This is a genomic window from Halorhabdus salina (assembly GCF_013839425.1).
In the GTDB taxonomy this organism is placed as follows: Archaea; Halobacteriota; Halobacteria; order Halobacteriales; family Haloarculaceae; genus Halorhabdus; species Halorhabdus salina.
The window spans coordinates 26,369-50,581 of the sequence record NZ_JACDNP010000006.1 but is presented as its reverse complement, the minus strand read 5'-3'; the positions used below and the strand labels follow the sequence as shown (position 1 = coordinate 50,581).

The 24,213-nt window shown below is 62.2% G+C and carries 25 protein-coding genes; 19 read left to right on the top strand and 6 right to left on the bottom strand.

Features of this window, described 5'->3' with window-relative positions:
* Positions 1-194 precede the first annotated feature (194 nt).
* Complete coding sequence (locus HZR20_RS09500; protein ID WP_181686354.1) at positions 195-362, top strand: ferredoxin; 168 nt, start codon at positions 195-197, stop codon at positions 360-362.
* Positions 363-660: 298 nt separating this feature from the next.
* Positions 661-1,086: an FAD/NAD(P)-binding oxidoreductase gene (locus HZR20_RS09495; RefSeq protein WP_181686353.1), complete on the top strand. Its 426-nt coding sequence runs from the start codon at positions 661-663 to the stop codon at positions 1,084-1,086.
* A gap of 30 nt (positions 1,087-1,116) precedes the next feature.
* Here HZR20_RS09495 and HZR20_RS09490 read toward each other — a convergent pair whose 3' ends face one another.
* Positions 1,117-1,959 carry a polyprenyl synthetase family protein gene (locus HZR20_RS09490; RefSeq protein WP_181686352.1) on the bottom strand — a complete coding sequence of 281 codons (843 nt, stop codon included), beginning with the start codon at positions 1,957-1,959 and terminating at the stop codon, positions 1,117-1,119.
* Between the two features lie 81 nt (positions 1,960-2,040).
* Positions 2,041-3,222, bottom strand: coding sequence for a helix-turn-helix transcriptional regulator (locus tag HZR20_RS09485; RefSeq protein WP_181686351.1), 1,182 nt, complete (start codon positions 3,220-3,222; stop codon positions 2,041-2,043).
* Positions 3,223-3,408: 186 nt separating this feature from the next.
* Between HZR20_RS09485 and HZR20_RS09480 the strand changes: the two genes are divergently transcribed.
* Entirely contained in the window at positions 3,409-4,626 is a 1,218-nt protein-coding gene (locus HZR20_RS09480; RefSeq protein ID WP_181686350.1) for a DUF7094 domain-containing protein, read from the top strand.
* Between the two features lie 62 nt (positions 4,627-4,688).
* Positions 4,689-5,153, top strand: a complete 465-nt coding sequence (locus HZR20_RS09475) for a type IV pilin (RefSeq protein ID WP_181686349.1) — start codon at positions 4,689-4,691, stop codon at positions 5,151-5,153.
* A gap of 43 nt (positions 5,154-5,196) precedes the next feature.
* On the opposite strand, the gene HZR20_RS09470 is transcribed toward HZR20_RS09475, so the two are convergent.
* The gene (locus HZR20_RS09470) at positions 5,197-5,817 is read right to left on the bottom strand and encodes a methyltransferase domain-containing protein (RefSeq protein ID WP_181686348.1); all 621 of its coding nucleotides are present in this window, start codon (positions 5,815-5,817) and stop codon (positions 5,197-5,199) included.
* Between the two features lie 132 nt (positions 5,818-5,949).
* Between HZR20_RS09470 and ahaH the strand changes: the two genes are divergently transcribed.
* From ahaH to HZR20_RS09410, 12 genes are all read left to right on the top strand, one after another.
* Positions 5,950-6,282 (top strand): ATP synthase archaeal subunit H, encoded by a 333-nt coding sequence (gene ahaH / locus HZR20_RS09465; protein ID WP_181686347.1) that lies wholly within the window; start codon positions 5,950-5,952, stop codon positions 6,280-6,282.
* Positions 6,269-8,461, top strand: coding sequence for a V-type ATP synthase subunit I (locus tag HZR20_RS09460; RefSeq protein ID WP_181686346.1), 2,193 nt, complete (start codon positions 6,269-6,271; stop codon positions 8,459-8,461). The genes ahaH and HZR20_RS09460 overlap by 14 nt, the downstream gene beginning before the upstream one ends.
* Before the next feature lie 203 nt (positions 8,462-8,664).
* Entirely contained in the window at positions 8,665-8,925 is a 261-nt protein-coding gene (locus HZR20_RS09455) for a hypothetical protein (protein ID WP_181686345.1), read from the top strand.
* Positions 8,926-8,943: 18 nt separating this feature from the next.
* Positions 8,944-9,546 carry a V-type ATP synthase subunit E gene (locus HZR20_RS09450; RefSeq protein ID WP_181686344.1) on the top strand — a complete coding sequence of 201 codons (603 nt, stop codon included), beginning with the start codon at positions 8,944-8,946 and terminating at the stop codon, positions 9,544-9,546.
* On the top strand, positions 9,543-10,616 hold the full coding sequence (locus HZR20_RS09445; RefSeq protein WP_181686343.1) for a V-type ATP synthase subunit C: 1,074 nt from the start codon (positions 9,543-9,545) through the stop codon (positions 10,614-10,616). The genes HZR20_RS09450 and HZR20_RS09445 overlap by 4 nt, the downstream gene beginning before the upstream one ends.
* Positions 10,613-10,945: a V-type ATP synthase subunit F gene (locus HZR20_RS09440; protein ID WP_181686342.1), complete on the top strand. Its 333-nt coding sequence runs from the start codon at positions 10,613-10,615 to the stop codon at positions 10,943-10,945. Before HZR20_RS09445 ends, HZR20_RS09440 begins: the two co-directional genes overlap by 4 nt.
* Entirely contained in the window at positions 10,942-12,705 is a 1,764-nt protein-coding gene (locus tag HZR20_RS09435; protein ID WP_181686341.1) for an ATP synthase subunit A, read from the top strand. Before HZR20_RS09440 ends, HZR20_RS09435 begins: the two co-directional genes overlap by 4 nt.
* Complete coding sequence (locus HZR20_RS09430) at positions 12,702-14,117, top strand: V-type ATP synthase subunit B (protein WP_181686340.1); 1,416 nt, start codon at positions 12,702-12,704, stop codon at positions 14,115-14,117. The genes HZR20_RS09435 and HZR20_RS09430 overlap by 4 nt, the downstream gene beginning before the upstream one ends.
* Before the next feature lie 39 nt (positions 14,118-14,156).
* A complete protein-coding gene (locus HZR20_RS09425) occupies positions 14,157-14,366 on the top strand; it encodes a hypothetical protein (protein WP_181686339.1) in 210 nt (69 codons plus the stop codon).
* A 372-nt stretch (positions 14,367-14,738) separates the two neighbouring features.
* Positions 14,739-15,773 carry a Brp/Blh family beta-carotene 15,15'-dioxygenase gene (locus HZR20_RS09420; protein ID WP_181686338.1) on the top strand — a complete coding sequence of 345 codons (1,035 nt, stop codon included), beginning with the start codon at positions 14,739-14,741 and terminating at the stop codon, positions 15,771-15,773.
* An 87-nt stretch (positions 15,774-15,860) separates the two neighbouring features.
* On the top strand, positions 15,861-16,541 hold the full coding sequence (locus HZR20_RS09415; RefSeq protein WP_154550875.1) for a V-type ATP synthase subunit D: 681 nt from the start codon (positions 15,861-15,863) through the stop codon (positions 16,539-16,541).
* Positions 16,542-16,609: 68 nt separating this feature from the next.
* A complete protein-coding gene (locus HZR20_RS09410) occupies positions 16,610-17,002 on the top strand; it encodes a DUF6276 family protein (RefSeq protein WP_181686337.1) in 393 nt (130 codons plus the stop codon).
* A 205-nt stretch (positions 17,003-17,207) separates the two neighbouring features.
* Here HZR20_RS09410 and prf1 read toward each other — a convergent pair whose 3' ends face one another.
* Positions 17,208-18,461 carry a peptide chain release factor aRF-1 gene (gene prf1 / locus HZR20_RS09405; RefSeq protein ID WP_181686336.1) on the bottom strand — a complete coding sequence of 418 codons (1,254 nt, stop codon included), beginning with the start codon at positions 18,459-18,461 and terminating at the stop codon, positions 17,208-17,210.
* Positions 18,462-18,675: 214 nt separating this feature from the next.
* Between prf1 and HZR20_RS09400 the strand changes: the two genes are divergently transcribed.
* Positions 18,676-19,491 carry a MinD/ParA family ATP-binding protein gene (locus HZR20_RS09400; protein WP_181686335.1) on the top strand — a complete coding sequence of 272 codons (816 nt, stop codon included), beginning with the start codon at positions 18,676-18,678 and terminating at the stop codon, positions 19,489-19,491.
* 61 nt (positions 19,492-19,552) lie between these two features.
* Here HZR20_RS09400 and argS read toward each other — a convergent pair whose 3' ends face one another.
* Complete coding sequence (gene argS, locus HZR20_RS09395) at positions 19,553-21,304, bottom strand: arginine--tRNA ligase (protein WP_181686334.1); 1,752 nt, start codon at positions 21,302-21,304, stop codon at positions 19,553-19,555.
* A gap of 151 nt (positions 21,305-21,455) precedes the next feature.
* On the opposite strand from argS, the gene twy1 reads away from it, so the two are divergent.
* A complete protein-coding gene (gene twy1, locus HZR20_RS09390) occupies positions 21,456-22,454 on the top strand; it encodes a 4-demethylwyosine synthase TYW1 (RefSeq protein WP_181686333.1) in 999 nt (332 codons plus the stop codon).
* Positions 22,455-22,797: 343 nt separating this feature from the next.
* Positions 22,798-23,499 carry a DUF120 domain-containing protein gene (locus HZR20_RS09385; protein ID WP_181686332.1) on the top strand — a complete coding sequence of 234 codons (702 nt, stop codon included), beginning with the start codon at positions 22,798-22,800 and terminating at the stop codon, positions 23,497-23,499.
* Positions 23,500-23,760: 261 nt separating this feature from the next.
* Here HZR20_RS09385 and fer read toward each other — a convergent pair whose 3' ends face one another.
* Positions 23,761-24,159, bottom strand: coding sequence for a ferredoxin Fer (fer, locus tag HZR20_RS09380; RefSeq protein ID WP_181686331.1), 399 nt, complete (start codon positions 24,157-24,159; stop codon positions 23,761-23,763).
* Between the last annotated feature and the right edge of the window lie 54 nt (positions 24,160-24,213).

Below are 24,213 nucleotides of genomic sequence, written 5' to 3'. Positions count from 1 at the left end.
CCGAGTAAAGTAGCTCACAGCCACATCGCACGGAAGGTGACGCCCCACAGTAGCCGACACCATCGGACCGATATCGCGCTCTCCGTGCCGACTAGACAGAATTCTGCCTGGATGTTCACTTCCGTTTCCAGCACGTGGGAACACTCGTCTGAACTAAACAGCACGAGTAAAAAGACACAGTTGGAAGTGATACGATGGTAGAAGTCGATCAAAACCTCTGTACGGGCTGTGAGATCTGCGCGAGCGTCGCGCCAGAAACGTTCGAAATGGACGGCGGACTGGCCAAAGCCGTCAGCGACGAAGTGACGCCGGAGGCCGAACAGGCCGAACAGCAGTGTCCGGTTGACGCGATCACGCTGTAGCGGCACTCGGTATTTTCCCTTCGAGACACGACGTCGAGCGGCAAGACCGGAAACTGCTCAAGCTGTCCGATCAGAAGGCACGCCCGGACCGGAAGAACCACCTCGGCTCGTGCCACCATATCGTTGCCCGCACACGAGACTTGTCTATCCAGTCCAATACTTTCGCGTGGTCGGATCGAACACCCGAGATGGGTAAGACACTCGTAGGTGTGGGCGGCGACGCGGCCAGGATGAGGGCGGCGAGTAAGGCAAAGTGAGACGATCCAGCTCGTGAGATTGTGGTCCTCGAACGTGGCGAGTGAGTCCGCTACGGAGCTTGTGGTCCCCAGACTACGTCAGCGACGGGATCGATCGCCTCGAAGAGCTCGTGGCGATCCCGACCAACTGGTTCCCGAAAGAACGAGACATCGATCTCCGGACCGGCCCAAAGGCAACAGCAATCGACCCCGATCGACAGGAACTGACAGAGACGAGCGAAGACGGTGAGACGTACCAACGATCCTACGGCGATCTACTGGTATCGACGGGCGCGATGTCGACCGACGAGTACAGGCAAACGAATGTGGAAAACGCCCATCCCGCGGGCGATTGCGCCGAGATGACCCATGCAGTCACCAGTCAGCCCACATCCCGCTGGCACCGACAGCAAACCGGGCCGGCCGCGCCGTCGGGCCGACGTGGGATCCCGACCTCACGGTGGCGAATGTTCTCGGAAGAAACGTGAACGAGTGAACGAACGCGTCCGGCCGGCGACTCAGCGCTGTCGGGCTACAACAAACTTCGCCAGATCTCGTAAGTACTCCAGTGCCTGCTGGTTTTCAGCCGCGAGCGCATCGAGTTGATCGAGGGCTGCCTGTGACTCTCCACGAGCCCGTTCGTCGGCTTCTCCGGGCGACAGATCGGTCACCTGCACGATCGAAGGTCGTTCCATCGCGGCGTCGTGGCCAGCAGGTTTTCCCAGTTGTTCGGCATCGGCCGTCGCATCGAGGACATCGTCACGCATCTGAAAGGCGACGCCAACGCGTTCGGCATATTGCCCGAATGCCTCGACAGTGTGGGCATCCGCGTCAGCAGCAATCGCGCCCAGTTCAGCCGCGGCCCGAAACAGTGCTCCCGTCTTGCGGCGCGCGAGTTGACGATAGCCCGCTTCCGAGCCGGGCCTGGCAACGAGTTCGGTTGCTTCGCCTTCGCCGAGATTGACCATCGCCTCAGAAACCGCTCGCATTGCGCGTTCGTCGGTCGAAAACATGGCAAAGGCCTCACCGAGTAATCCGTCGCTGGCGACGATCGCCGGCCCGTGACCGAACGCCGACCACGCGCTAGGGGCGTCGCGTCGCAACTCGGATTCGTCGATGATGTCGTCGACAACCAGCGAGGCGTTGTGGACAAGTTCGACGCCGACGGCATAATCGACCGCGTCTTCCGGATCGCCACCGGCCGCCTCACAGACCAGCAGCGTCACCGTCGGTCGGACCCGTTTGCCGCCCGAAAGCACGACGTGTTCAAGTTCCGCCGAAAGCGTCTCGGGATCGACCCGTGACAGCACCGCTTCGAGTCGCTCTTCTACGAGGCCCCGTCGGCGCTCCAGGTACTCCATTGGGGGGTCTAGCGGGCTGGTTGACCAAGTACGTGACGAAGGCGTCTATCTTCCAGAAGCGATACGCACGGACCAAAGCAGCTACTCTTCGTTTCCGAAGTCCGGCAGCGAGATGAGATTTTCGCGACCGATCCGGAGTTTCTCGACGCGACCATCCTCGGCCATCGAAGAGAGCAATTGAGAGACCTTCGCGTTCGACCAGTCGGTCTCGGAGACGATGGCCGCCTGTTTCATCCGGCCGCCATTGTGCTCGAGTAACGCCTCGACGTACTCTTCGTCACTCAACAACTCGCGGTCCGGAAGTGAACCGGGGCCGGATTCGTCGTCAGTTTCGTCGGCCGGTTGCTCGTCAGTTTCGTCGGCCGGTTGCTCGTCAGTTTCGTCGGCCGACGCGCCTGCGGGTTCGTGAACAGATGCCTCGACCGCCTGGTCGTCGGTGGCGGTCGACGACGAACTAGCAGATGTATCGGTACGATCAGACAGCGGGAACTCGCCGCGGCGGAACACGTAGATAGCACCGGACCCCACGATCAACAGGAAAAAGACAATGGGCAGTGGACCGATGCTATCACCACTATCCACTGAGCCAGCAGTCGTTTCAGTCGCGGTTGGTGTGTTCGTCGTCGCGTCTAAATGATACGTGATCGATAGATACGACGGCTCGAATTCAGTCGGCCCGTCCCATCGGATTGTCTTGTTGGTAAACCCCTTGGGGGCGCTGGTAATCTCGAAGCTATCAGGTGCCTCGATTACGAGTTGCTGGTGGGCAGCCAGTCCATCGAACCACGTTCCGGTCGGCGATTCGAAAACGTCGTCGACATAGAGGTACGCCCCTTCGGCGCGCCCGAAGTTCGTCCAGGAGAACGATAACGCGAGCCGTCCGGTCGCATTGTCGACGCTCGCCTCGCGAGTGACGGTCTCGAGTCTCATCTCCCGATCGGTCGCCTGGCTGGCGAGCGAACTAAATTGCCGGAACGTCTCGATTGAGAGGACATCGCTGTCGCCGGCTTCGAACGTCTCACCCGTCTCCTGGAACGACTCGATAGCCGCCTGGTGTTGAAGGGGGACAGACAGTACCACGGTCCAGCGCGCGTCGCCGTCAGCCTGGAGATCGATCGTCATCGTCGTATTCCCGTCAACAGCACCATCAGCGACAGCGTATCCACTACTGGGGCTGAATACGGGCGCACCCGCGACGAGCCCGACCTGAAGGACGAAGACGGCACCCAGGGCCAGGACCGCCGCGCGGGACAGCGGGGCCATGTACTGCTCACCTATCCTGCCTGGTGGAAAACCCTTTCTATCTGTGAAACGTTAGCGGGCGGGATAAATAGTCTCGCGGCGTTAGACCGCGTCCCAAAGCGACCTCGGCATGCCGAAACGGCGACTGAACGAATGGTGACGTCGGTGTAGCTGGGTTTTTGTATCCCGCCGTATAATCGAACGCTGATGCGACGACGTTCGGTTCTCGTGACGCTTGGCCTGGTTGCCCTCCTACTGGTCGGCACTGTCGCTGCCGTCCCAACTCCCACAAGCACCGCGACGGCCAATTTCCAGACAGTCAGCGCCGAAAACGAGACCATCAACCGATTGCAACTCCAAAACGGTGCGACCAGCGGCCAACACACCGTTGACGCCGACCTTTCCGGCGCGCTGTCGAGCGAGCGTGAGCAGCTCCAGAGTCGTGTAGATAGCCGGACATTCCAGCGGCAGTTTGCAACCGCCGAGAGTCGATCTGCCCAGATCGATACGGTTCGGGAAATCGTCGAACGGTTGCGCACCCAGGGCCAAACATTACGAACGGCACGCATCGACGCGGTTCGGGCGTACAACCAGGGAGAGATGACCGCAACGAAACTGTTCCGTGAGCTCACGCGGATCGAAACAGCGGCTCACACCGTCAGAATGCGCGCAGATACCGTCAAGGGCGTCACACAACGACACGATGTCTCATTGCCACCGGCTCTGGCCGTCAGTCTCGCACGAGTCGATGCCGAGATCGTGTCGTTGACCGGGCCACTGATGGAAACCGTCGCCGGGGCGACGCAGGGGGATCGGGATCCGGCCCGTGTCGCGACCAGTACGGCTAATGGCGGGATCGTCCTAGCAACGATCGACGGCGGCGCGTACATCCGGGAAGCGACACGGTGGACAGCGCGCGCCGACAGCGGGACGAACGAGTTCGCAACGAACGGCTCTTCGCCGTTGGTCAGCGCCCATCAGCGCGCCCAAGAGATCTATCCGTGGGCGTTCGACAACCTGGTGTCGAACCCGAGCATCAGTGGATTCGGTGACTCGGCGATCTATCCGGTCAGACTCAGCCACGCCCACGGCACACTGGACGCCTACTTCGATGGCCGGACCACAGGCGTCTTCCACGAAGTCCATCGCCTCCAATTATCCCGATTGCCGACAACCACCGTCGCCGCCAACAAAACCGAGGTACTGGCGATCGAGATCAACCGAACGACGGTTGACGGACCCGCAAAGATCGTAGTCAGTACCCCCGATAGGAACGAGCCAGTGGCCGCGACCCTTTCAGTCGGAGAAGCGACCGTCGGGACAACTGGATCCGACGGACAATTGTGGCTCGCTCAACTCGACGGCCAGACAGTGACGGCGACAACAGGCGGCGACAGCATCTCAGTCACGGTAGGCAGCGGCTGACTGGCGACGTACATTCGGACAATCCTCTCGTTGAAGTACCAGAGTGGGGCCACCCCCCGCCAATGGCACAGCGTGCGATATCGCCGGTCGTCGGGACTGTGCTCTTATTGGCGATAACGATCGTGCTGGCGGGGACGATGAGTGCAGTCATCCTCACGCCGGACGTCGAACCCTCGATACCGACGACCCGGTTCAGCGCCACGGCGGACGCAAGTACTGACAGTATCACGCTCACACACGAGGGAGGCCAAGCATTAGATCCGGACTCCGTGGACGTCCAAATCAAAGTCGACGGTCAGTCGCTCGATCACCAGCCACCGATTCCGTTCTTTGCAGCCAAGGGGTTCAAAAGCGGGCCGACCGGACCGTTCAATAGCCAAACGCGCGGGAACTGGACCGCGGGCGAAGCCGGGACCGTCGAACTTGCGACCTCGAACACGCCGCTGCTCAGTGATGGCGCGACCGTCGAGATAACGATTAGTCGGGACGGGCGCGTGCTCACGGAACTCGAGCCCATCGCTGAGTAGCTGACAGGAGGGTGGCCACTCTGCTCGGACCGCAGGGGAGCTGTTACTCGGGAACGCGAGCGACGGTCGTAATCGCGATTTCCGGGTTATAGGAGGGGCCCATCGTCACGTGCTCGACCGACTGGAAGCCGGCTGCCTTGAACATCCGGTCTGCCTCCTCGGCATCGTAAAACAGCATGATCGCGTCGGCGAGTTTCTGGAAGATCGTCGAGCCGGGGTAGTTCGGGCCAACGATAAGTACTTGTCCGCCCGGGCGCGCGACGCGACGACACTCTTTGAGTGCATCGACGGGATTGGGCCAGTATTCGATCGAGCCCGACGACCAGACGAGGTCGAAGGTAGCCTCGGCGAACGGCAGCCGCTCGGCATCACCTAGACAGAACTGGACGGGCCCGCGGGTCCCGAACTTCTCGAAGGCTTCGTCGAGCTGGTGGGGACTCTGATCGAGCCCGTAGACGTTCTCGGTGTGTTCGAGGAGACCCTCCGTGGCGAATCCGGTCCCGCAGCCGACGTCGAGGACGCGGTCGTCAGCCTCGATGTCGAGCAGATCCAGCGCGTCGGTGCGCATCTCCTCGTTCCAGATGAATGGGTTGATCCGGTCATACACCGTCGAGAGGTACTTGTAGAACAGCCGCGCGCGGTCCTTATCTTCGAGCAGCCCCATTAGAGCGTAATTAGGGCCACATCGGGTTAATTCCCCGGATCGAACGAAGCAACCCTTGCCGGGAATCACCAGTGATCGAGACAGATACTTCGCAACGCCCATATAGGCGCTCTGGCAAACGACGACTGATAGATGCCCAGGCCCGAGGTTCTCGACCGTATCAAGGAGGCCGAGCGCGAGGCAACGGAGATCGTCACCGACGCCGAGACAGAACACGATCGGCGTCTCGAAGAGGCCCGCGAGGAGGCCGAACAGATCCGCGCCGACGCCAAGGCGGCGGCCGCGGAGTCGGCCGAACAGCGTCTCGAAGAAGCCCGCGAGGAGATCGATGCCGATCGCGAAGAGATCCTCGAGGAAGGGCGCGAGACGCGCGAGCGCCTCGAAGCCCACGCCGACGAACGCGTCGACGAGGTGGTCAACTACGTCGTCGAGTCGTTCGAGGAGGCGGTACATGCTCAGACCTGAGCAAATGAGCCGGATCTCGGTGACCGGCTCGAAGACCGTTATGGCCGACGTGATCGAAGCCGTCCACGACATCGACCTGCTACACATCACCGAGTACGATGGCTCCTTCGAGGGGTTCGAACCAGGAGATCCGACAGAAGGGGCCGACCAGGCATCGGATAAACTGGTCACCGTCCGCGCTCTGGAGTCGACACTCGAAATCGAACCCGAAGACGCCGGGCCGACCCGGCTCGTCACCGACGAGGCCCTCGAGGAGGAACTCGAAGAGATCCGCCAAGAGGTGACCGAACTCGACGACAGACGCGAGGAACTCCAACGTGACCTACGAGAGGTCGAAGACGGGATCGATCGCATGGAGTTTTTCGTCCGGCTCGGGATCGACCTTGACCTGCTGTCGGGTTATGACGCCCTGTCAGTCGCCGTCGGCGAAGGCGATCCGGACGCAGTTCGGGGGGCGCTCGCCGACGCCGACGCGGTCGAGGAATTTGAGGTCTTCGCCGAGGGAGCAGCGCTGGCTGCCTTCTCTTACCCTGCCGACAACCAGGCGCTTGACGACGCGATGGTCGGGGCGGAGTTCGCGGCCGTCGAGTTACCCGACGGAGAAGGCGACCCAGAGACGTACCTCGAAGAACTCCACCACCGTCGCCAGCAACTGGAGTCTCAGCTATCGACCGTCGAAAACGAGATCGAGGAGCTGAAACTCGACGTCGCGAGCTTCCTGCTTGCGGCCGAAGAGAAGCTCACGATCGAGGTCCAAAAGCGCGAGGCACCGCTGACCTTCGCGACCACCGAGAACGCCTTCGTCGCCGAGGGATGGATCCCCACCGACGAGGTTGAGGCCTTCGAGGCCGCGCTCCGGGACGCCGTTGGCGAGCACGTCGACATCGACGAACTCGAGCGTGCCGAGTACGACGAGGATGGCCATCCGACCGAGAGCGAACCAGTCGAGGCGACGCCCGGCGCAGACGAGGGTGACGCCACCGAGGTAGCCGCCGACGGTGGCGAATCAACGGCGGCCGCCGATGGAGGCACGAGCGGGATCCTCCCGATGAGCACGGGGATGCCGCCTGTGGTCCAGGAGAACCCTGGGCCGGCCCGTCCCTTCGAGTCGCTGGTCGAAGTCATCAACCGGCCGAAGTACACAGAACTGGACCCAACGGTGGCGCTGTTCCTGACGTTCCCGCTGTTCTTCGGGTTCATGATCGGTGACCTCGGGTACGGGCTTCTGTACGTCCTGCTGGGCTATGCCGTCTACTCGCGCATGGAAAACGACGTCTTGCGGAGCCTCGGTGGCGTCGGCATGTGGGCCGGGGGCTTCACGGCTCTGTTTGGCGTCCTCTATGGCGAGTTCTTCGGCCTCCACCAGCTCGGAGAACTCGTCTGGAACGGCCACCCGCCGATCCACAAGGGACTCCAACCACACTACATCGCGTTCGCCCAGGCGTGGCTGCTGGTCAGTATCATCGCCGGTGTCTTCCACTTGGCCGGTGGTCGGGCACTGGATTTCATCAACAACGTCAGACACGGCGTCGGCGAGGCATTCGTCGAGAGCGGTTCGTGGATTATGCTCACCGTGGGCCTCTGGGTGTGGGTCTTCAGCACGCACGTCAGTGGCCCCAAGCCGGACTTCATGTTCACCGTCCTCGACAGTGGCGGAGCGCTGCCGCTGGGCTTTGCTGGCTTCTCACCCATGGTCGGTAAAGTCGGTCTCGTCGTCGCTCTCATCGGGTTGGCCCTGGCAGTCTACGCGGAAGGGGGCATCGCCCTGATCGAAAGCATCACGCAGGCGTTCGGCCACGTCGTGTCCTATACGCGGCTGGCGGCTGTCCTGCTCGCCAAGGCCGGGATGGCCCTCGCGGTGAACCTGCTGGTGTTCGGTGCGTACATCCACGAAGGTGAGTTCCACCTCATCTTCTTCAATGGCTTTCCCGAACACGGCACGGTCATCTTTTCGGGGCTGGTCAACGGGAGCGGTCCCGTGATGCTCGCGCTGGGCTGGCTCGGCGGGATCGTCGTCCTCCTGCTTGGCCACTTACTCGTGCTGGTGCTCGGTATCTCCTCGGCGGGTCTGCAGGCGGTCCGTCTGGAGTACGTCGAGTTCTTCAGCAAGTTCTACGAGGGCGGTGGCAAAGCCTACAATCCGTTCGGGCAGGAACGGACGTACACGGCCGAAAGCTAAGTCACCGCTAGCGTCGCCGTCGGGGAGAGTTCTCGATCGCATACGTTACAGAGAGTCCCCGTTCGAGACAGTCTCGCTGGGCTGACCGGTAGATAGCAGCGATACCCAGAGATTACGACGGAATAGCGACGTGGTTTGAGAAGCTTTATGAACGTGCTGGGGCGAAGTCACGCCTGTTCGGATACACCATACGGAATCCAATCATGAGCGTACTACCAACCCTGACGGACGTGCTACTCCAGACGTACGAATCGGATCCTGCAATCCCGGCCCTGGCCGCGGCGGCACTCGCCGTCGGGCTGGCGTCGTTCGGTGCGGGCTACGCCGAGCGCGGAATCGGCTCGGCAGCCGTCGGCGCTATCGCGGAAGACGAGAGTCTGTTCGGTCGTGTTCTCATCCTGACGGTTATTCCCGAGACGATCGTCATCCTAGCACTGGTCGTCGTCTTCCTGACGTTGTCGTAGTAACGAGGTTCTCGAAGTATGAGCCTCGAAACGGTCGTCGAAGACATCCGAGAGGAAGCACGCACGCGCGCGGAAGAGATCCGTGCTGAGGCCGAGGAGGAGGCCGAAGGGATCCTCGCCGACGCCGAAAGCGACGCCGATGAGATCCGCGACGAGCGTGAGCAGGAGGTACAGCGCCAGATCGAACAGGAGCGCGAACAGCGCCTCTCCAGTGCGACCCTCAAGGCAAAACAGGAGCGCCTGAAGGCCCGGCGAACGGCACTGTCGACGGTCCGCGAGCAGGTCGAAGACGAACTGGTCGCGTTATCGGACGACCGCCGTGAATCACTCACCCGCGAGTTGCTGGAAGCTGCCCTCAGAGAGTTCGATGGCGGCGAGATCGAAGTGTACTGCCGACCTGGCGACGAAGCGTTAGTCGAGGAGATCCTCGAAGACTACGAGGCAACACATGCGGGACAGCGAGAGTGTCTTGGCGGCGTCGTCGTCGAGAGTACTGCTTCGCGGGTCCGGGTGAACAACACCTTCGACTCGCTGCTGGAAGCCGTCTGGGAGCAGGAGATTCGCGAGATTAGCGATCGCCTGTTCGCAGGCACCGACGTCGAGGGCGAACCCGAGCAATGAGTCCGACTACACGGACTTCCGGTGAGTCGAGCAACTACGAGTACGTCGTCGCGCGAGTCCGGGCCCGCCGAGCCGCGCTCTTTGACGAAGACGACTACCGCAAACTGGTCCGGATGGGGACCAGCGAGATCGCCCGCTTCATGGAGGAAACCGAGTACGAGCGGGAGATGAACGACCTCGGGGCCCGGTACTCGGGCGTCGACCTTATCGAGTATGCCCTCACCCGGAACATGGCCAAGCACTTCGAGGACCTGTTGCGGTGGGCCGAGGGCGGGCTATACGAGAACGTCGCCCGCTACCTGCGGCGCTTTGACGCCTGGAACGTCAAGACAATCCTGCGTGGCATTTACTCGGGTGCCGACGCCGAGGCCATCGAGTCGGACCTGATCAAAGCGGGGGAACTCACCGAAGCGACACTCGATCGGCTGGCCGCCAAAGAGTCGATCGAGGGCGTCATCGAGGGGCTTGACGGGACGATCTTCCACGAACCCCTAGAAGCGGCTCTCGACGATTTCGAGGTCGAGGAACTGCTCGTGCCCCTCGAAAACGCCGTCGACCGGACGTTCTACGAGAAACTGATGGAGGGGCTGCCCGACGCCCAGTCGGCAGACCGAGCCACCCAGCTGTATTTGGAGTTCCTTCGGGCCGAGATCGACTTCCGGAACCTCCGGAACGCCCTACGGATCGCCCGCAGCGGTGCGGACATTGACCCGTCAGAATACTATATCGAAGGAGGAACCCTCTTCGACGCCGAGGAAGTCAGACAACTGGCTGGTGATACGGATCAGCTCGTCGACCACGTCCGGGACAGCGAATACGGCGAGGATCTCGAGGCCGCGATCGACGACCTCGAGGCGGCCGCGGATCTGATCGGGTTCGAGCACGCGCTCGACGCTGCGTTGCTGGAATACGCCGATACGCTGTCTTACCGGTACCCAGTGTCGATCACCGCTGTGCTGTCGTACATTCTGGCCAAAGAGCGCGAGATCGACAATATCCGGGCGATCGCCCGTGGCCGTGAGAGCGGTCTCGGATTGGACGAGATCGAACGTGATCTGGTGATGCTATGAGCAAGGAGATCGCGGTCATCGGCAGCGGCGATTTCACGACTGGCTTCCGGCTGGCCGGCGTCCGCAAGTTCGCGAACGTCCCGGCCGAGCCGGACCGCGAGGAAATGGACGCGGCCGTCACGGAGCTACTCGAGGACAGCGAGGTCGGGATCATCGTCATGCACGAGCCGGACCTCGAACACCTGTCGCGTGAGGTGCGCGAGCGCGTCGAGACGAGCGTCGATCCCGTCCTGGTGACGCTGGGCGGCGGTGCCGGCAGCGGCGGGTTGCGCGACCAGATCAAACGCGCCATCGGCATCGACCTGATGGAGGAGGACGAACAATCATGAGTCAAGCTACACATTCCGACGTCCGTGAAGACGGCGTCATCGAGAGCGTGAGTGGTCCCGTCGTCACGGCGACGGGCCTTTCCGCCCGGATGAACGACGTGGTCTACGTCGGTTCAGAAGGGCTGATGGGCGAAATTATCGAGATCGAGGGCGACCTGACGACGATCCAGGTCTACGAAGAGACTTCGGACGTCGCCCCTGGCGAACCTGTCGAGAGTACGGGTGCGCCACTCAGCGTCGACCTCGGGCCGGGGATTCTGGACAACATCTACGACGGCGTCCAGCGCCCCCTTGAAGGCTTAGAGGAGAAAATGGACTCGGCGTTCCTCGACCGTGGGGTCGACGCCCCCGGGATCGACATCGAGAAAACCTGGGAGTTTACGCCCACTGTCGAGGACGGCGACGAAGTTGCCGCCGGTGACATCGTCGGGACCGTTCCCGAAACCGAGAGCATCGAACACAAAGTGATGGTGCCGCCCGATTATGACGGCGGCGAGGTTGTCGACGCCAAGAAGGGGAACTTTACCGTCGACGAGACGGTGGTCGAGCTCGACAACGGCGAGGAGATCACCATGCACCAGGAGTGGCCGGTCCGCCAGGCCCGGCCCGCCGGTGACAAGGAGACGCCGACCGATCCGCTGGTGACCGGCCAGCGCATCCTCGACGGCCTGTTCCCCGTCGCGAAAGGCGGGACGGCCGCGATTCCGGGGCCCTTCGGGAGCGGGAAAACCGTGACCCAGCACCAACTGGCCAAGTGGGCCGACGCGGACATCGTCGTCTACGTCGGCTGTGGCGAGCGGGGCAACGAGATGACCGAGGTCATCGAGGACTTCCCCGAACTGGACGATCCCAAGACCGGCAAGCCGCTGATGAGCCGGACGAGCCTCATTGCGAATACGTCGAACATGCCCGTCGCGGCGCGTGAATCGTCGGTCTATACGGGCATCACGATCGCCGAATACTACCGGGACATGGGCTACGACGTCGCGCTGATGGCCGACTCGACCTCACGATGGGCCGAAGCCCTGCGGGAGATCTCCTCGCGACTTGAGGAGATGCCCGGCGAAGAGGGGTATCCTGCCTATCTCGGGGCGCGCCTCAGCGAGTTCTACGAGCGGGCCGGGTACTACCAGAATTCGAACGGTACCGAGGGATCGGTGACAGTCGTCGGCGCCGTTTCCCCGCCGGGCGGAGACTTCTCGGAGCCGGTGACCCAGAACACCCTGCGGATCGTCAAGACCTTCTGGGCGCTTGACGCCGACCTGGCCGAACGGCGGCACTTCCCGGCGATCAACTGGGACGAATCCTATTCGCTGTACCGCGATCAGCTCGATCCGTGGTTCACTGATGCCGTCGCCGACGACTGGCCGGAGATCCGCCAGTGGGTGATCGACACCCTAGACGAGGAGAGTGAACTTCAGGAGATCGTCCAGTTGGTCGGCCAGGACGCCTTGCCCGCCGACCAGCAACTGACCCTGGAAGTCGCCCGGTACATCCGGGAGGCCTACCTCCAGCAGAACGCCCTCCACGACGTCGACACCTACTGTGAGCCGGCAAAGACCTATCGGATGATGGAAGCCATCAAGACCCTCAACGATGAGGCGTTCGATGCGCTTGATGCCGGTGTACCGGTCGACGAGATCACGGACATTGACGCCGCTCCGAGACTCAACCGGATCGGCACGACCGAAGGGTACGAGGCGTTCATCGAGGAGATCGAAGCCGACATTGCAGAGGAGCTACGGGGGATGTACCAATGAAAGAGTATCAGACGATTACTGAAGTCTCAGGTCCGCTCGTGTTCGTCGAGACGGACGAACCGGTCGGCTACGACGAGATCGTCGAGATCGAAACCGGCGATGGCGAGATCCGCCGGGGACAGGTGCTGGAGTCGACCAGCGACCACGTCGCCATTCAGGTCTTCGAGAGTACCCAGGGAATCGATCGGGAGTGTTCGGTCCGGTTCCTCGGCGAGACGATGAAGATGCCCGTCACCGAAGATCTGCTGGGCCGGGTGCTCGACGGGACCGGCCAGCCGATCGACGATGGCCCCGACATCGTCCCGGACGAGCGCCAGGACATCGTCGGCAAGGCGATCAACCCGGTCTCCCGGGAGTATCCGCGTGAGTTTATCCAGACAGGGATTTCTGCCATCGACGGCATGAACACCCTCGTTCGGGGGCAGAAACTCCCCCTGTTCTCCGGGTCGGGGCTGCCCCACAACGAACTCGCCTTGCAGATCGCTCGCCAGGCAGAGGTGCCCGAAGAGGAAGAAGAGGGCGAGGAAAGCGAGTTCGCCGTCGTCTTCGCGGCGATGGGGATCACCGCCGAGGAGGCCAACGAGTTCATGGACGACTTCGAGCGCACGGGTGCACTCGAACGCTCGGTCGTGTTCATGAACCTCGCGGACGACCCCGCAGTCGAGCGGACGATCACGCCGCGGCTGGCGCTGACGACCGCCGAATACCTGGCCTTCGAGAAAGGGTATCACGTCCTGACGATCATGACGAACATGACCAACTACTGTGAGGCCCTGCGGGAGATCGGGGCCGCCCGCGAGGAAGTCCCAGGTCGTCGGGGCTACCCCGGGTACATGTACACCGATCTAGCGGGTCTGTACGAGCGGGCCGGGCGGATCGAGGGCGTCGAGGGATCGATCACCCAGATCCCGATCTTGACGATGCCAAGCGACGACGACACTCACCCGATCCCGGACCTGACAGGCTACATCACCGAGGGCCAGATCTACGTCAACCGCGACCTCAACAGCCAGGGCGTCCGGCCGCCGATCAACGTCCTCCCCTCGCTGTCCCGGCTGATGGACGAAGGGATCGGCGAGGGACTGACCCGTGAGGACCATGGCGACGTCTCAGACCAGATGTTCGCTGCCTACGCCGAGGGTGAAGACCTGCGCGATCTGGTGAACATCGTCGGTCGCGAGGCCCTCAGCGAGCGTGACAACAAGTACCTGGACTTTGCCGATCGCTTCGAGAGCGAGTTCGTCGATCAGGGCTACAACACCGACCGGACGATCGACCAGACGCTAGACATCGCCTGGGATCTCCTCTCGGATCTGCCAAAGGAGGAACTCAACCGGATCGGCGAGGAGTACATTGAGGAAAACTACGGGGACGAAGAGACCGAGACGTCCCCAGAAGCGACGGCCGACTGATCCCCAGCGGTAAGTACCCGCTGTGTGAACGCCTTCGTCATGGTCGAAGCCGACCCGGTTATGCGCGGCGCCCGGAACGGATTTCTCGTTACTGTCGTGGTCTTAGTCGCGATCGGTGGCTATCAGTTCGCGACGAGCGGCACCGTGACACCCCCGATCGTCGTGACCTGGATCGTCGCCGTGCTGACGTACTACGGTTCGCAGTACTACTATCGTCGCAGCGACGAGTCGGGAGATGCCGAGCGCTGAGCCGCCACCCGCGGTTTCCCGCCGAGGCTCTTTCCGAACCCAATGAAAGAGGAGTCTGTATAACAAGTCTGAGAGGATGTGCAATGCAAGATAGAATGCGCAGATCTCGCACAGGAGCATTCGTGCGACCAAGCGGTCCGAAGGACCCGTTTGGTCGCTCGATTCACCGGACGAGCGAAGCGAGTCCGGCCTTTTTTCACCCATGTTTTTGCCACGAGCGGTTCGCGATCTGCGCGAACCCGAGTGGGAAAAAGATGGTCTGCATCTTGTACGCCAACCCAGTGCACTGTCAGCAGGCTGTATGTTGTTTCACCGAGTTAGCCGAGAGCCCCCGCCGAAACCTTCCTGCCGAGCGGTCACCAATCATGAGGCGTGTCTCTCCTCGCCCGCGATTCGATCGCGACACGGGCCGACGATCCGCGTCGGCTGGCCGGTCTGCTCCAGTGGAGCGGGTGGCTCCCCCTGGCTGGACTCGCGGTCATCTTTCCCCTGATAGGGCCTGTTTCTGACTCAATTCGGTATCTGCCCTTGCTCGCGAGCGTTGTCGTATTCGGGTTGCCACACGGCGCACTCGATTACGTCGCGTTGCCCCGGGCGCTCGACGGGCGGGTAACCCTGCGGGGGCTCGCTATTGTCGGTGGCCTCTATGCGGTGCTGGGTGTCGGCTACCTGGCGCTGTGGTGGCTCACACCAGTGCTGGCCGCAGTCCTGTTCATCGGACTAACCTGGTTTCACTGGGGCCAAGGCGAACTGTACGTTCTCCGGGACGTCTTCGGAGCCACGTATCTCGATCGGACCCAGCAAGGGCTGACGACCGTCGTTCGGGGCGGGTTGCCGATGCTTGTGCCGCTGATTGGCTTTCCCGAACGCTACCGGGCCGTCCTCGACTCGTTTGTCGCGCCGTTCGGTGGGGCAGTCGGGACGTGGCCACTGTTCGAGCCGAGTGGCAGAATCGCACTGGCAGCGGCCTTCGGCATCGTGACGATCGCGACGCTCCTGTGCGGCCGTCATCGCTCGGGTGGCGGGCATGCTTGGCGACGCGATGCTGTCGAAGTGACGTTGCTGTGGGTCGTCTTTCTCGTCGTCGAACCGATCCTGGCGATCGGCGTCTACTTCTGTCTGTGGCACTCGGTCCGGCACCTCGCTCGCGTCGGCTGGCTCGACGGGCGCGTCCGGACGGCCGTCGAAGACGGTCGGTGGTGGCGAGCGATCGGCCGGGTTGGCCTGGAGGCGGCACCGCTTTCGATCGCAGCACTCGCCCTCATCGGCGGTCTGTTCAGGCTGGTCCCGGCCGGCGAGTCGATCGGCGGGGCCGTGGGCCTGTATCTCGTCGGGATCGCCGTGTTAACGCTGCCCCACACGGTAATCGTCACCTGGATCGATCGCGAACAGGGCCTCTGGCTGTGACCGGCAAGCGATGCCAGAATCGGAGGGTTCGGCGGTTGGCGCACCGACTGAAAAGGATTAACTGGATGGGTTGGATAGGCCTGGGTAATGGCACAGGACGTCAAGCCGACCCGGAAAAACCTCATGCAGATCGAGGACCGGATCGAGCTCTCAGAACGGGGCCACGACACCTTAGAGAAGAAGCGTGACGGCCTCATCATGGAGTTCATGGATATCCTCGATCAGGCCCAGGACGTCCGGGCGGACTTAGAGGACACCTACGAGGACGCCCAGGAGCGCATCGACATGGCACGAGCGATGGACGGCGACGTCGCCGTCCGTGGGGCCGCTGCCGCGCTCAAGGAGCATCCTGAAATCTCGACGCAGTCGAAGAACATCATGGGCGTGGTCGTCCCGCAGATCGAATCGACGAAGGTACGCAAAAGCCTTGACGAGCGTGGTTACGGCGTTCTCGGGACGAGCGCCCGGATCGACGAAGTTGCCGAGTCCTACGAGAAACTGCTCGAACAGATCATCCTCGCCGCGGAAGTCGAGACCGCAATGAAAGAACTCCTCGAAGAGATCGAGACGACCAAGCGGCGGGTCAACGCCCTGGAGTTTACGTTGCTCCCACAGCTCAACGAGAACAAGGAGTACATCGAGCAGAAACTCGAAGAGCAAGAGCGCGAAGAGATCTTCCGGATGAAAAAGATCAAGGCCAACAAGGAAGCTGCCGAGAAAGAAGAACGCGAGGCAGCCCGCGAAGCCGAGCAAGCGGCGACCCAGTGAAACCGGCCCCATCCCGGCCGGCCACGTGACGACGTAGTTTTTTGTCGCTCAAGCACTCAGGCAGGGGTATGGACTGTCCGGATTGTGGTGGGGCATTGCTCGCGTTTCAGGTCCCGCCGGACCAGCAGGAATATTTGCCGGGCGAAGAGCCGGGTGCGGCGATCTGCTCGCGATGTCTCCGATTGCTCCCGGTTGAGGATCCGCCGGCGGAGCCGCCCGACTTCCGGGCGATCGACGATTCCTTTCCCGGGGAAGCCGAGGCGGCGATCCCGATGGCGCTGGTGGTCGGCCTGCTGTCCTCACTGGCCGTGTATCGCCAGGAGATTTCGGCACTGCTCGAAGTTGTTGAACGCGCCGGCGTCGATCCGTTACTCGTCGTCGATCGCCTCGCCATCGCAGAGGGCATCGAGACATCGATCGACCTCGAGGGGCGACGCCGTCAACTCGAACAGCTGTTGTGAACGATACCCAACTGATTGGGTACAACAGGTTTTCAAGGGGGATTCTAACTATTGCCTTGCAGTGGCTCCGCCACTGTAACTGTACCGAACGCCCGGACACCACCCGGTGTCATTCCCCCATTCCCACTGGCGTTTCGATGGCGCGTCGCCGGGAAGTCCCGGCGACGGCCCCTACCATCACGCTCAGCACTCTGTCCGCTGGCAGTTAGATGCCGGTCGAGTACCGGAGAATACCCGCGATGCCGCCAAAGGCCGTCAACAACTGTTCGCCCTTCTCGAAGTCCGTCGAGACGAAGACCGTCTCGGTCCCGCGCTGTTCAGCCAGTTCGATGAGGTGTTCGATGGCATCCTGGCGGTCCGTGGCATCCATCGACTCGCCGCAAGTCGAACACGTCCGCTCGGGGGCGTTCGCGTCCGGATCGACGAGTTCGTACTCGTCGTGCCCGTTTGGACATTCATACGAGAGGGCCTCCTTCCGGAGGTCTTCGCTGATGAGGAGTTGCTCGACCGAGCCCATGTTGAGGTTCTGTCTGGTTTGCTCGAAGCCGTATGTCGCCAGGTCGCCGTCGTGCAGTTCCTTGAAGAACTGCTCCATGACCTGCTTGTCCTGAAGGATCTCGTGTTCAGCGAGGATCTCCTCGGCAGCATCCACGAGGTCGTACAGCCCCGATTCGTCAGTGTAGGAGACGTCGAACTTCCCCAGGACCATGTCTCCAAGTTCGTGGTGGAGGTAATCGCCGTCGAGGAATTCGTCTTTGGTCGGGGAGGGGCCGCCGACGAGGATCCCGTCCAGGTCGTGGCGTTCGGGCACGAACAGCTCGTTTGCCATCTCCGCGACCTCCTGATAGAAGTTGTCGATGGCCTCCAGGCGCAGGCGGGCGAACCGCTGGGCGGACTGGCCACCTTTGCGCTGTTTGCCCGGCACCAGCGAGGAAGCGGATTTGACAGGATCGACGCGTTTGCCCCGCAGCCAGCCGACGTTTGCCTCGCGGCGATCCAGGACAACCAACCCGAATAGGCCCTTGTCGGTCAGCATCTCTGCGAGCGGTTCGGTCAGGAATTCCGAATCGCAGTGATAGCGGAACGACTGGATCGGCTGGGGCGGATTCTCGAGGACGCGCGTGATCATGTCCGTCCGCCCGCCACCGGTGTCGACCGCACCGGAAAACAGTACCATGCCATTGTCCGGCGGATAAGTGTCGTAGTATCGCAGCCGGTCCTTGATACTCTTGAGTGCGTCCTGGACGTTCGTCCGGGTGTCCTTGGACTTGATATTGCTGGCCTCACTGTGTTCCTGGGTCACGTGGGCCACGACTTCGCTCACCTGGGTATCATCCGGGACGTAGATCGTCACGAGCTGGGTCCCGGATCCCCGGTAGTCTTCCAGCTCCTCGATGACCTTCCGGAACTCGTATTTCTGCCGGTCGGTCTGGTCGCCTTCCTGTTCCTGGCTACTCATTACCCGTATTAGCCGGATGCCGGGTAAGTATCCTTTGCCCTCCAGGTTTCGATCTCGGTTCGACCGATAGATACGCACACGGGAGGAACGTCGCTGCCACCAGATTGGCAGCTGTCTGGTGATCTTCGGTGTCAATGGGAGCCATAACGTCGTACGCCAGTCTGACGGACAAACGGCTTTATATGTATGCCACGAGAGTGTTCTGACAGCAGAGATGACGGGACACGTCTTTACGATCGCTGGCGGCAAGGGCGGGGTCGGGAAGACCACGACAGCCGTCAACGTCGGGGTCGCACTCCAAGAGGCAGGCCACGACGTCGCCGTCGTCGACGCGGACCTGGGGATGGCGAACCTGGCAGCCATGCTCGACGTCGAGTACGACCACAGCCTCCACGAAGTCCTCGCCGAGGACGCGACAGTCAGCGATACCCTGACTGGAGCACCGGGCGATATTACGGTGGTGCCAGGCGAGCAGAGCCTGGAGGCGTTTGCCGACGCTGATCCAGCAAAGCTCAACAAAGTGATCCGGACGCTGATCAACGCCTACGACGCGGTGTTGATCGACACCGGGGCGGGCCTGAGCCACGAGGCGACAGTCCCGCTCGGCCTCGCAGACAGCGTCGTGCTGGTGACAACCCCGGACAGCGTCGCGATCGGGGACGCAAACAAGACCGCCGACCTCGCAGCCCGGGTCGACGGAAAGGTCATCGGATCCATTTTGACGCGGGCGACCGGGCCGGAAGACATCAAAGCCGTCGCCGCCGAGATCCAGCACGACATGCTTGCGGTCATCCCGGACGATCCGGAAGCGACGACACGGGAACCGCACGTGATCAACGCGCCAGACAGTCCCGCCGCCGCGGCCTACCGTCGGCTGGCAGCTTCGCTCAAACGCGTCCTTCTGGGAGAACCGGTCGAAACAATCGCCCCCGAGGATACCGACTGGTTCCCCGCAGACGAAGCGAACGAGGACACAGACAATGAGACCGATAACGATTCGGGCGGCGTTTTCGGGTTGTTCAATCGCTGAATAGTCGATTTTCGATTGCGTCGTTGTCCCAGCCGCTCGCCACCCCTCATTGCTGGCGCGCTTACATCGAGTCAGGCGCGGCGACGCCGAGGGCGTCGAGTGCGTTCGCAATCGTCGTTCGTGAAGCGGCGACCAGCGCCAGTCGCGCCTCACGGCGCTCCTCGTCGGCGGTCAGTACCGGACACTCCCGGTAGAAGGCGTTGAACGCTTCCGCGAAGGCCCGCGTGTACGTCGCGACGACGTGCGGACGGAGTTCGTCGGCCGCCTGCTCGATCACGGCCGGGAAGCGAGCAATCTCCCGCAAGAGGTCGCGTTCCTCGGGAGCCGATAACAGGCCGGCGTCGATCGAATCGGGAACCGCATGTCCTGCCTCACTTGCTTCGTCCAGAATGCCACAACAGCGGGCGTGAACGTACTGGACGTAGGGGGCCGACTGAGCCTCGAAGTCCAGCGCACGATCCCACTCGAAGGTGATACCCTTGGTGGGCTGTTTGGCGACGATGTCGAAGCGAACGGCTCCAATGCCGACCTGGTGGGCGATCCGATCGAGATCGTCCTCGGTGAGATCGTCGTCCCGGAGGCGGTCGTCCAGTCGGTCCTCGACCTCCTCGCGGGCGCGGTCGATCGCCTCGTCAAGCAGGTCGTCGAGGTCGATCCCAGTCCCTTCGCGGGTACTCATCCCGCCCTCGGGCAGGTTGACCCACGAGTAGAACACCTGATCGAGACAGTCGGTGTCGTGGTCGAGGAGATCGAGTGTCGCCGAGAGCTGGTCGGCCTGAAGCTTGTGATCCTCGCCCAGCACCGTCACGGCCCGGTCGTAGTGCTCGAACTTCCACTCGTGGTGGGCCAGATCGCGGGTCGTGTACAGCGAGGTGCCGTCCGACCGCAAGAATACGAGGTTCTTCTCGAAGTCCGGCAAGTCGAGTTGCCAGGCATCCGCTTCGTAGACGGCGGCATCGAGGGCCTGCAGGCGATCGACGAGGGCGTCGGTCGACCCGTCGCGCATGAATCGCGTCTCCTTGATGAACTGGTCGAAGGCGGCCGGCAACCGCTGGAGCGTGTCGCGCATCCCACCCAGGACCGTGTCGACGACCTCGCTGACGCGTTCGTAGGTGTCTTCGTCGCCGTTTTCCAGTCCCTGGAGGATCGCCTGGATCTCGGCTTCGGCAGCCTCGCTGTCGGCCGCATCAGCGTCCTCGAGGTAGCTGTTGCCTTTCCGGTAGTACCGGACCATCTCATATTCGAGGGAGTCCCGTTCGGGTTCGGGAAGGTCGTCCTCCGAGAAGGTCTCGTAGGCCCAGGTGAACAGCGCGAGCTGGCGGCCGGCGTCGTTGACGTAATAGTGAACCTCGACGTCGTTGCCGGCATATTCGAGGACGCGAGCCAGCGAGTCGCCGACGATCGGATTGCGCGCCCGCCCGACGTGAACCGGGCCGGTCGGGTTGGCGCTAGTGTGTTCGACGACGACCGAGTCACCGGTCGCGGGCAAGTGGCCGTATTCGTCATCCTGGGCGGCTTCGAGCGTCTTTTCGAAGTACGTCTCCTCGGGCAGGAAGTTGACGTACGGGCCTTGCGTCTCGACACTCCCCAAGTGGGCGTACTCGGCCGGGTCGATCGCCGCGGCGATGTCGGCAGCGATCTTCGGCGGCGGTGCGCCGGCCGCCTCAGCTAGCCGGTAGGCGACGCTGGAGGCGACCACCGCGGGGACATCCTCGGGTGGGCGTTCGATCCCGAGATCATCGACCGGGAGATCCAACGTCGCGAGGGCGTCTTCGAGCGCGTCGGCGACCGACGCGCGGAACTCGCGGAACATACTCCTGCTTCCCCACCGGCGACTAAATGGATTACGAGATGGGAAGGGAGTCCCAGATGTCCCAAGTACTCACGCCGACGACTCCCGGACAGGTGCCGCGTCGTTGTGGGTATCCGTATGCTTTTCCGGATCGGTAGGCTATCAGGCGTCGATGAGCGACCAGGCCCGACAAGTGTCCGATCCCGACTATCACAGCGAGGGCCACACCGCCGCTCAGACCTGCGGGTGGACCGACAACGCACTCCGGGGAGAAGGGCGCTGTTATAAGTACGCGTTCTACGGCATTCGCTCCCACCGGTGCATCCAGATGACGCCCGTCGTCCGGTGTAACGAGCGCTGTGTCTTCTGCTGGCGCGATCACGCCGGCCACACCTACGAACTTGAGGACGTACAGTGGGACGACCCCGAAGCGGTCGTTGCGGCCTCGATCGACCTCCAGCGGACGCTCCTCTCGGGCTATGGCGGCAACGACGAGGTTCCCCGGGAACGCTTCGAGGAGGCGATGGAACCCCGACACGTCGCAATCTCGCTGGACGGCGAACCGACGCTGTACCCCCACCTGCCGGAACTCATCGAAGCCTTCCATGACCGCGGGATTACGACCTTCCTGGTCTCGAACGGGACCGATCCCGAGATGCTCGCCAAGTGCGATCCCACCCAACTGTACGTCTCTGTCGACGCCGCCGACCGGCGGACCTTCGACGACGTGGTCAAACCCGTCGACGACGAGGCCTGGGAGCGGCTGATCGATACGCTCGACGTTCTAGCTACGAAGGACGACACTCGAACAGTGCTTCGGACGACACTGATCGACGGGTACAACATGCATCGGCCGGCGTGGTACGCCGGCATGGCCGCCCGCGCGGACGTCGATTTCTACGAGCTGAAGGCCTACATGCACGTCGGGCACTCGCGGGGTCGCCTCGATCGGTCGTCGATGCCCGACCACGCTGACGTGATCGAGTTCACCGAGGCGGTCGGCGGGCACCTGCCTGATCACGACAGCCTGAAAGAGTCGGCCGACTCCCGGGTCGCCCTGCTCGCCAGGGAGGAAGATACTTGGGTCGAGGAACTCGCGCCCGAGAGCGACTTCTGGGAACAGAGAGCGGCCCAGTGGACGCCGAAGGGCGGCCAGTCCGGCGGTCAATAGATTGCAGAGTGGCCCACAGACGGGCCACCGTCACAGATCTCCAAGCCAGTTAAAATCGGCATGCTGCATGGAACGTGAAGTCAGCAAGTCGATCGGATGCTGTTCGTTTACCTGACAAACGTGCTGATTCGCGGATCTCCAGATGGCGGATTCTCCGCGCTTTGTATGCCGGATTCGACGCTGAATATGCGCGTTCTATCTCGCCCAACAGTCTTTGCTGGACACAGAGAACTGTGAGAGCGAACAAACAAACTCGTTTGGGACTCCCCACGAGAGCGGCCGCCGGGACAGTTCTCGCCCGGTCCCGGTGTGCTTATCTGTCGGCCCGGCCAATCACCTGGCGATGGTCGAACTCCCGGACGAGGACATCGGGTACGCCGAACTGGCGACGCTGAAGCTGCTGGCGCTGGCCGGGGCCGTCGACGGCGACGCCAAGATCTCCTGTGCCGGGCTCGCATCGAAACTCGACGCCTCGAATCAGACCGCATCCCGCCGATTACAGCGGCTTGAGGATGGAGATCTGCTGGCACGTGAAATCGTCAGCGACGGCCAGTGGGTCCGGGTCACCGATGACGGCGAACGCCTCCTGCAAGAAGAGTATGCCGAATACCAGCGTATCTTCGAACACGGCATCGGTGTGACACTATCGGGTGACGTATCCAGCGGTATGGGCGAGGGCCGTCACTACGTCTCGCTGTCGGGCTATCACGACCAGTTTATCGAAAAGCTGGGCTATGAACCCTACCCCGGGACGTTCAACCTCGATCTCGACGATAGAAGTACGCGCGCCCGAGCGCGGATGAACGCGCTGGATCCGGTCGAGATCGAAGGGTGGGAAGATGGTGACCGGACCTATGGGCCGGCGTACTGTTATCCGATCACACTCGAAAGCGAGAGCACAACCTACGACGACGCCCATGTCATCACGCCCGAACGAACCCACTACGACGACGCGGAACTGGAAATCATCGCCCCGGACCAACTCCGGATCGCCCTCGACGTCGAAGACGACGACATCGTGACGGTCCACGTCCACGAGCGGTGAGGAGCAGGCACATTCTCGAGTGCGATGTGTTTGGCTGCTACTGACCAGGGTGGACGCGGATAGTCAGCAGCCGACGTCTTCGTCTCCCCACGTGTGCCCGATCTCAATCGGAGAGCCACAGCTTTGACCACGTATCCCAGTGACACCGCCAAATGCGGAGAAGGAGACTGCAACGTCTGCAGACGTGTCTGTCAGGCCACGATTCTCTTCATCCACAAAAAGGGCGTTCTGAAGGCCGATACGACAGCACTCCCGACTATCTCAGCTATCGTACGAATAGTCGTACCAATCCAAGTTCAGATGTTTGGCGTTATAGATGATCTTGATGTCCTCTTCGACTGTCGTCCCGACGCACGTCAGTCGGACGTTTTCGTCCGCCATCTCATCGTCTGAGATGACTTCCTGGGTGTCCATGTCGATGTCACCCTCGACGACCTGTGTCGCGCAAACGGCACACTTGCCCTCACGGCAGTAAAATGGCCAGTGAAATCCCTGGTCTTCGGCCGCATCGAGAATGTACTCGCCTTGATCGAGCTCCAGAACGCCGTAATCCTCGTCGTCGAGGTCGGCGGCGTCAGCCTTCTCAAACAGGTCTTCATCCTGGATATCCCAACCGTTCTCGGCCATGGCGTCGAAATTGAGGTATTCTACTGATGGCATCATCAGATGAGTGAAATCCACGAATAAAAACGGTATAACCCAATTCCCACGTCT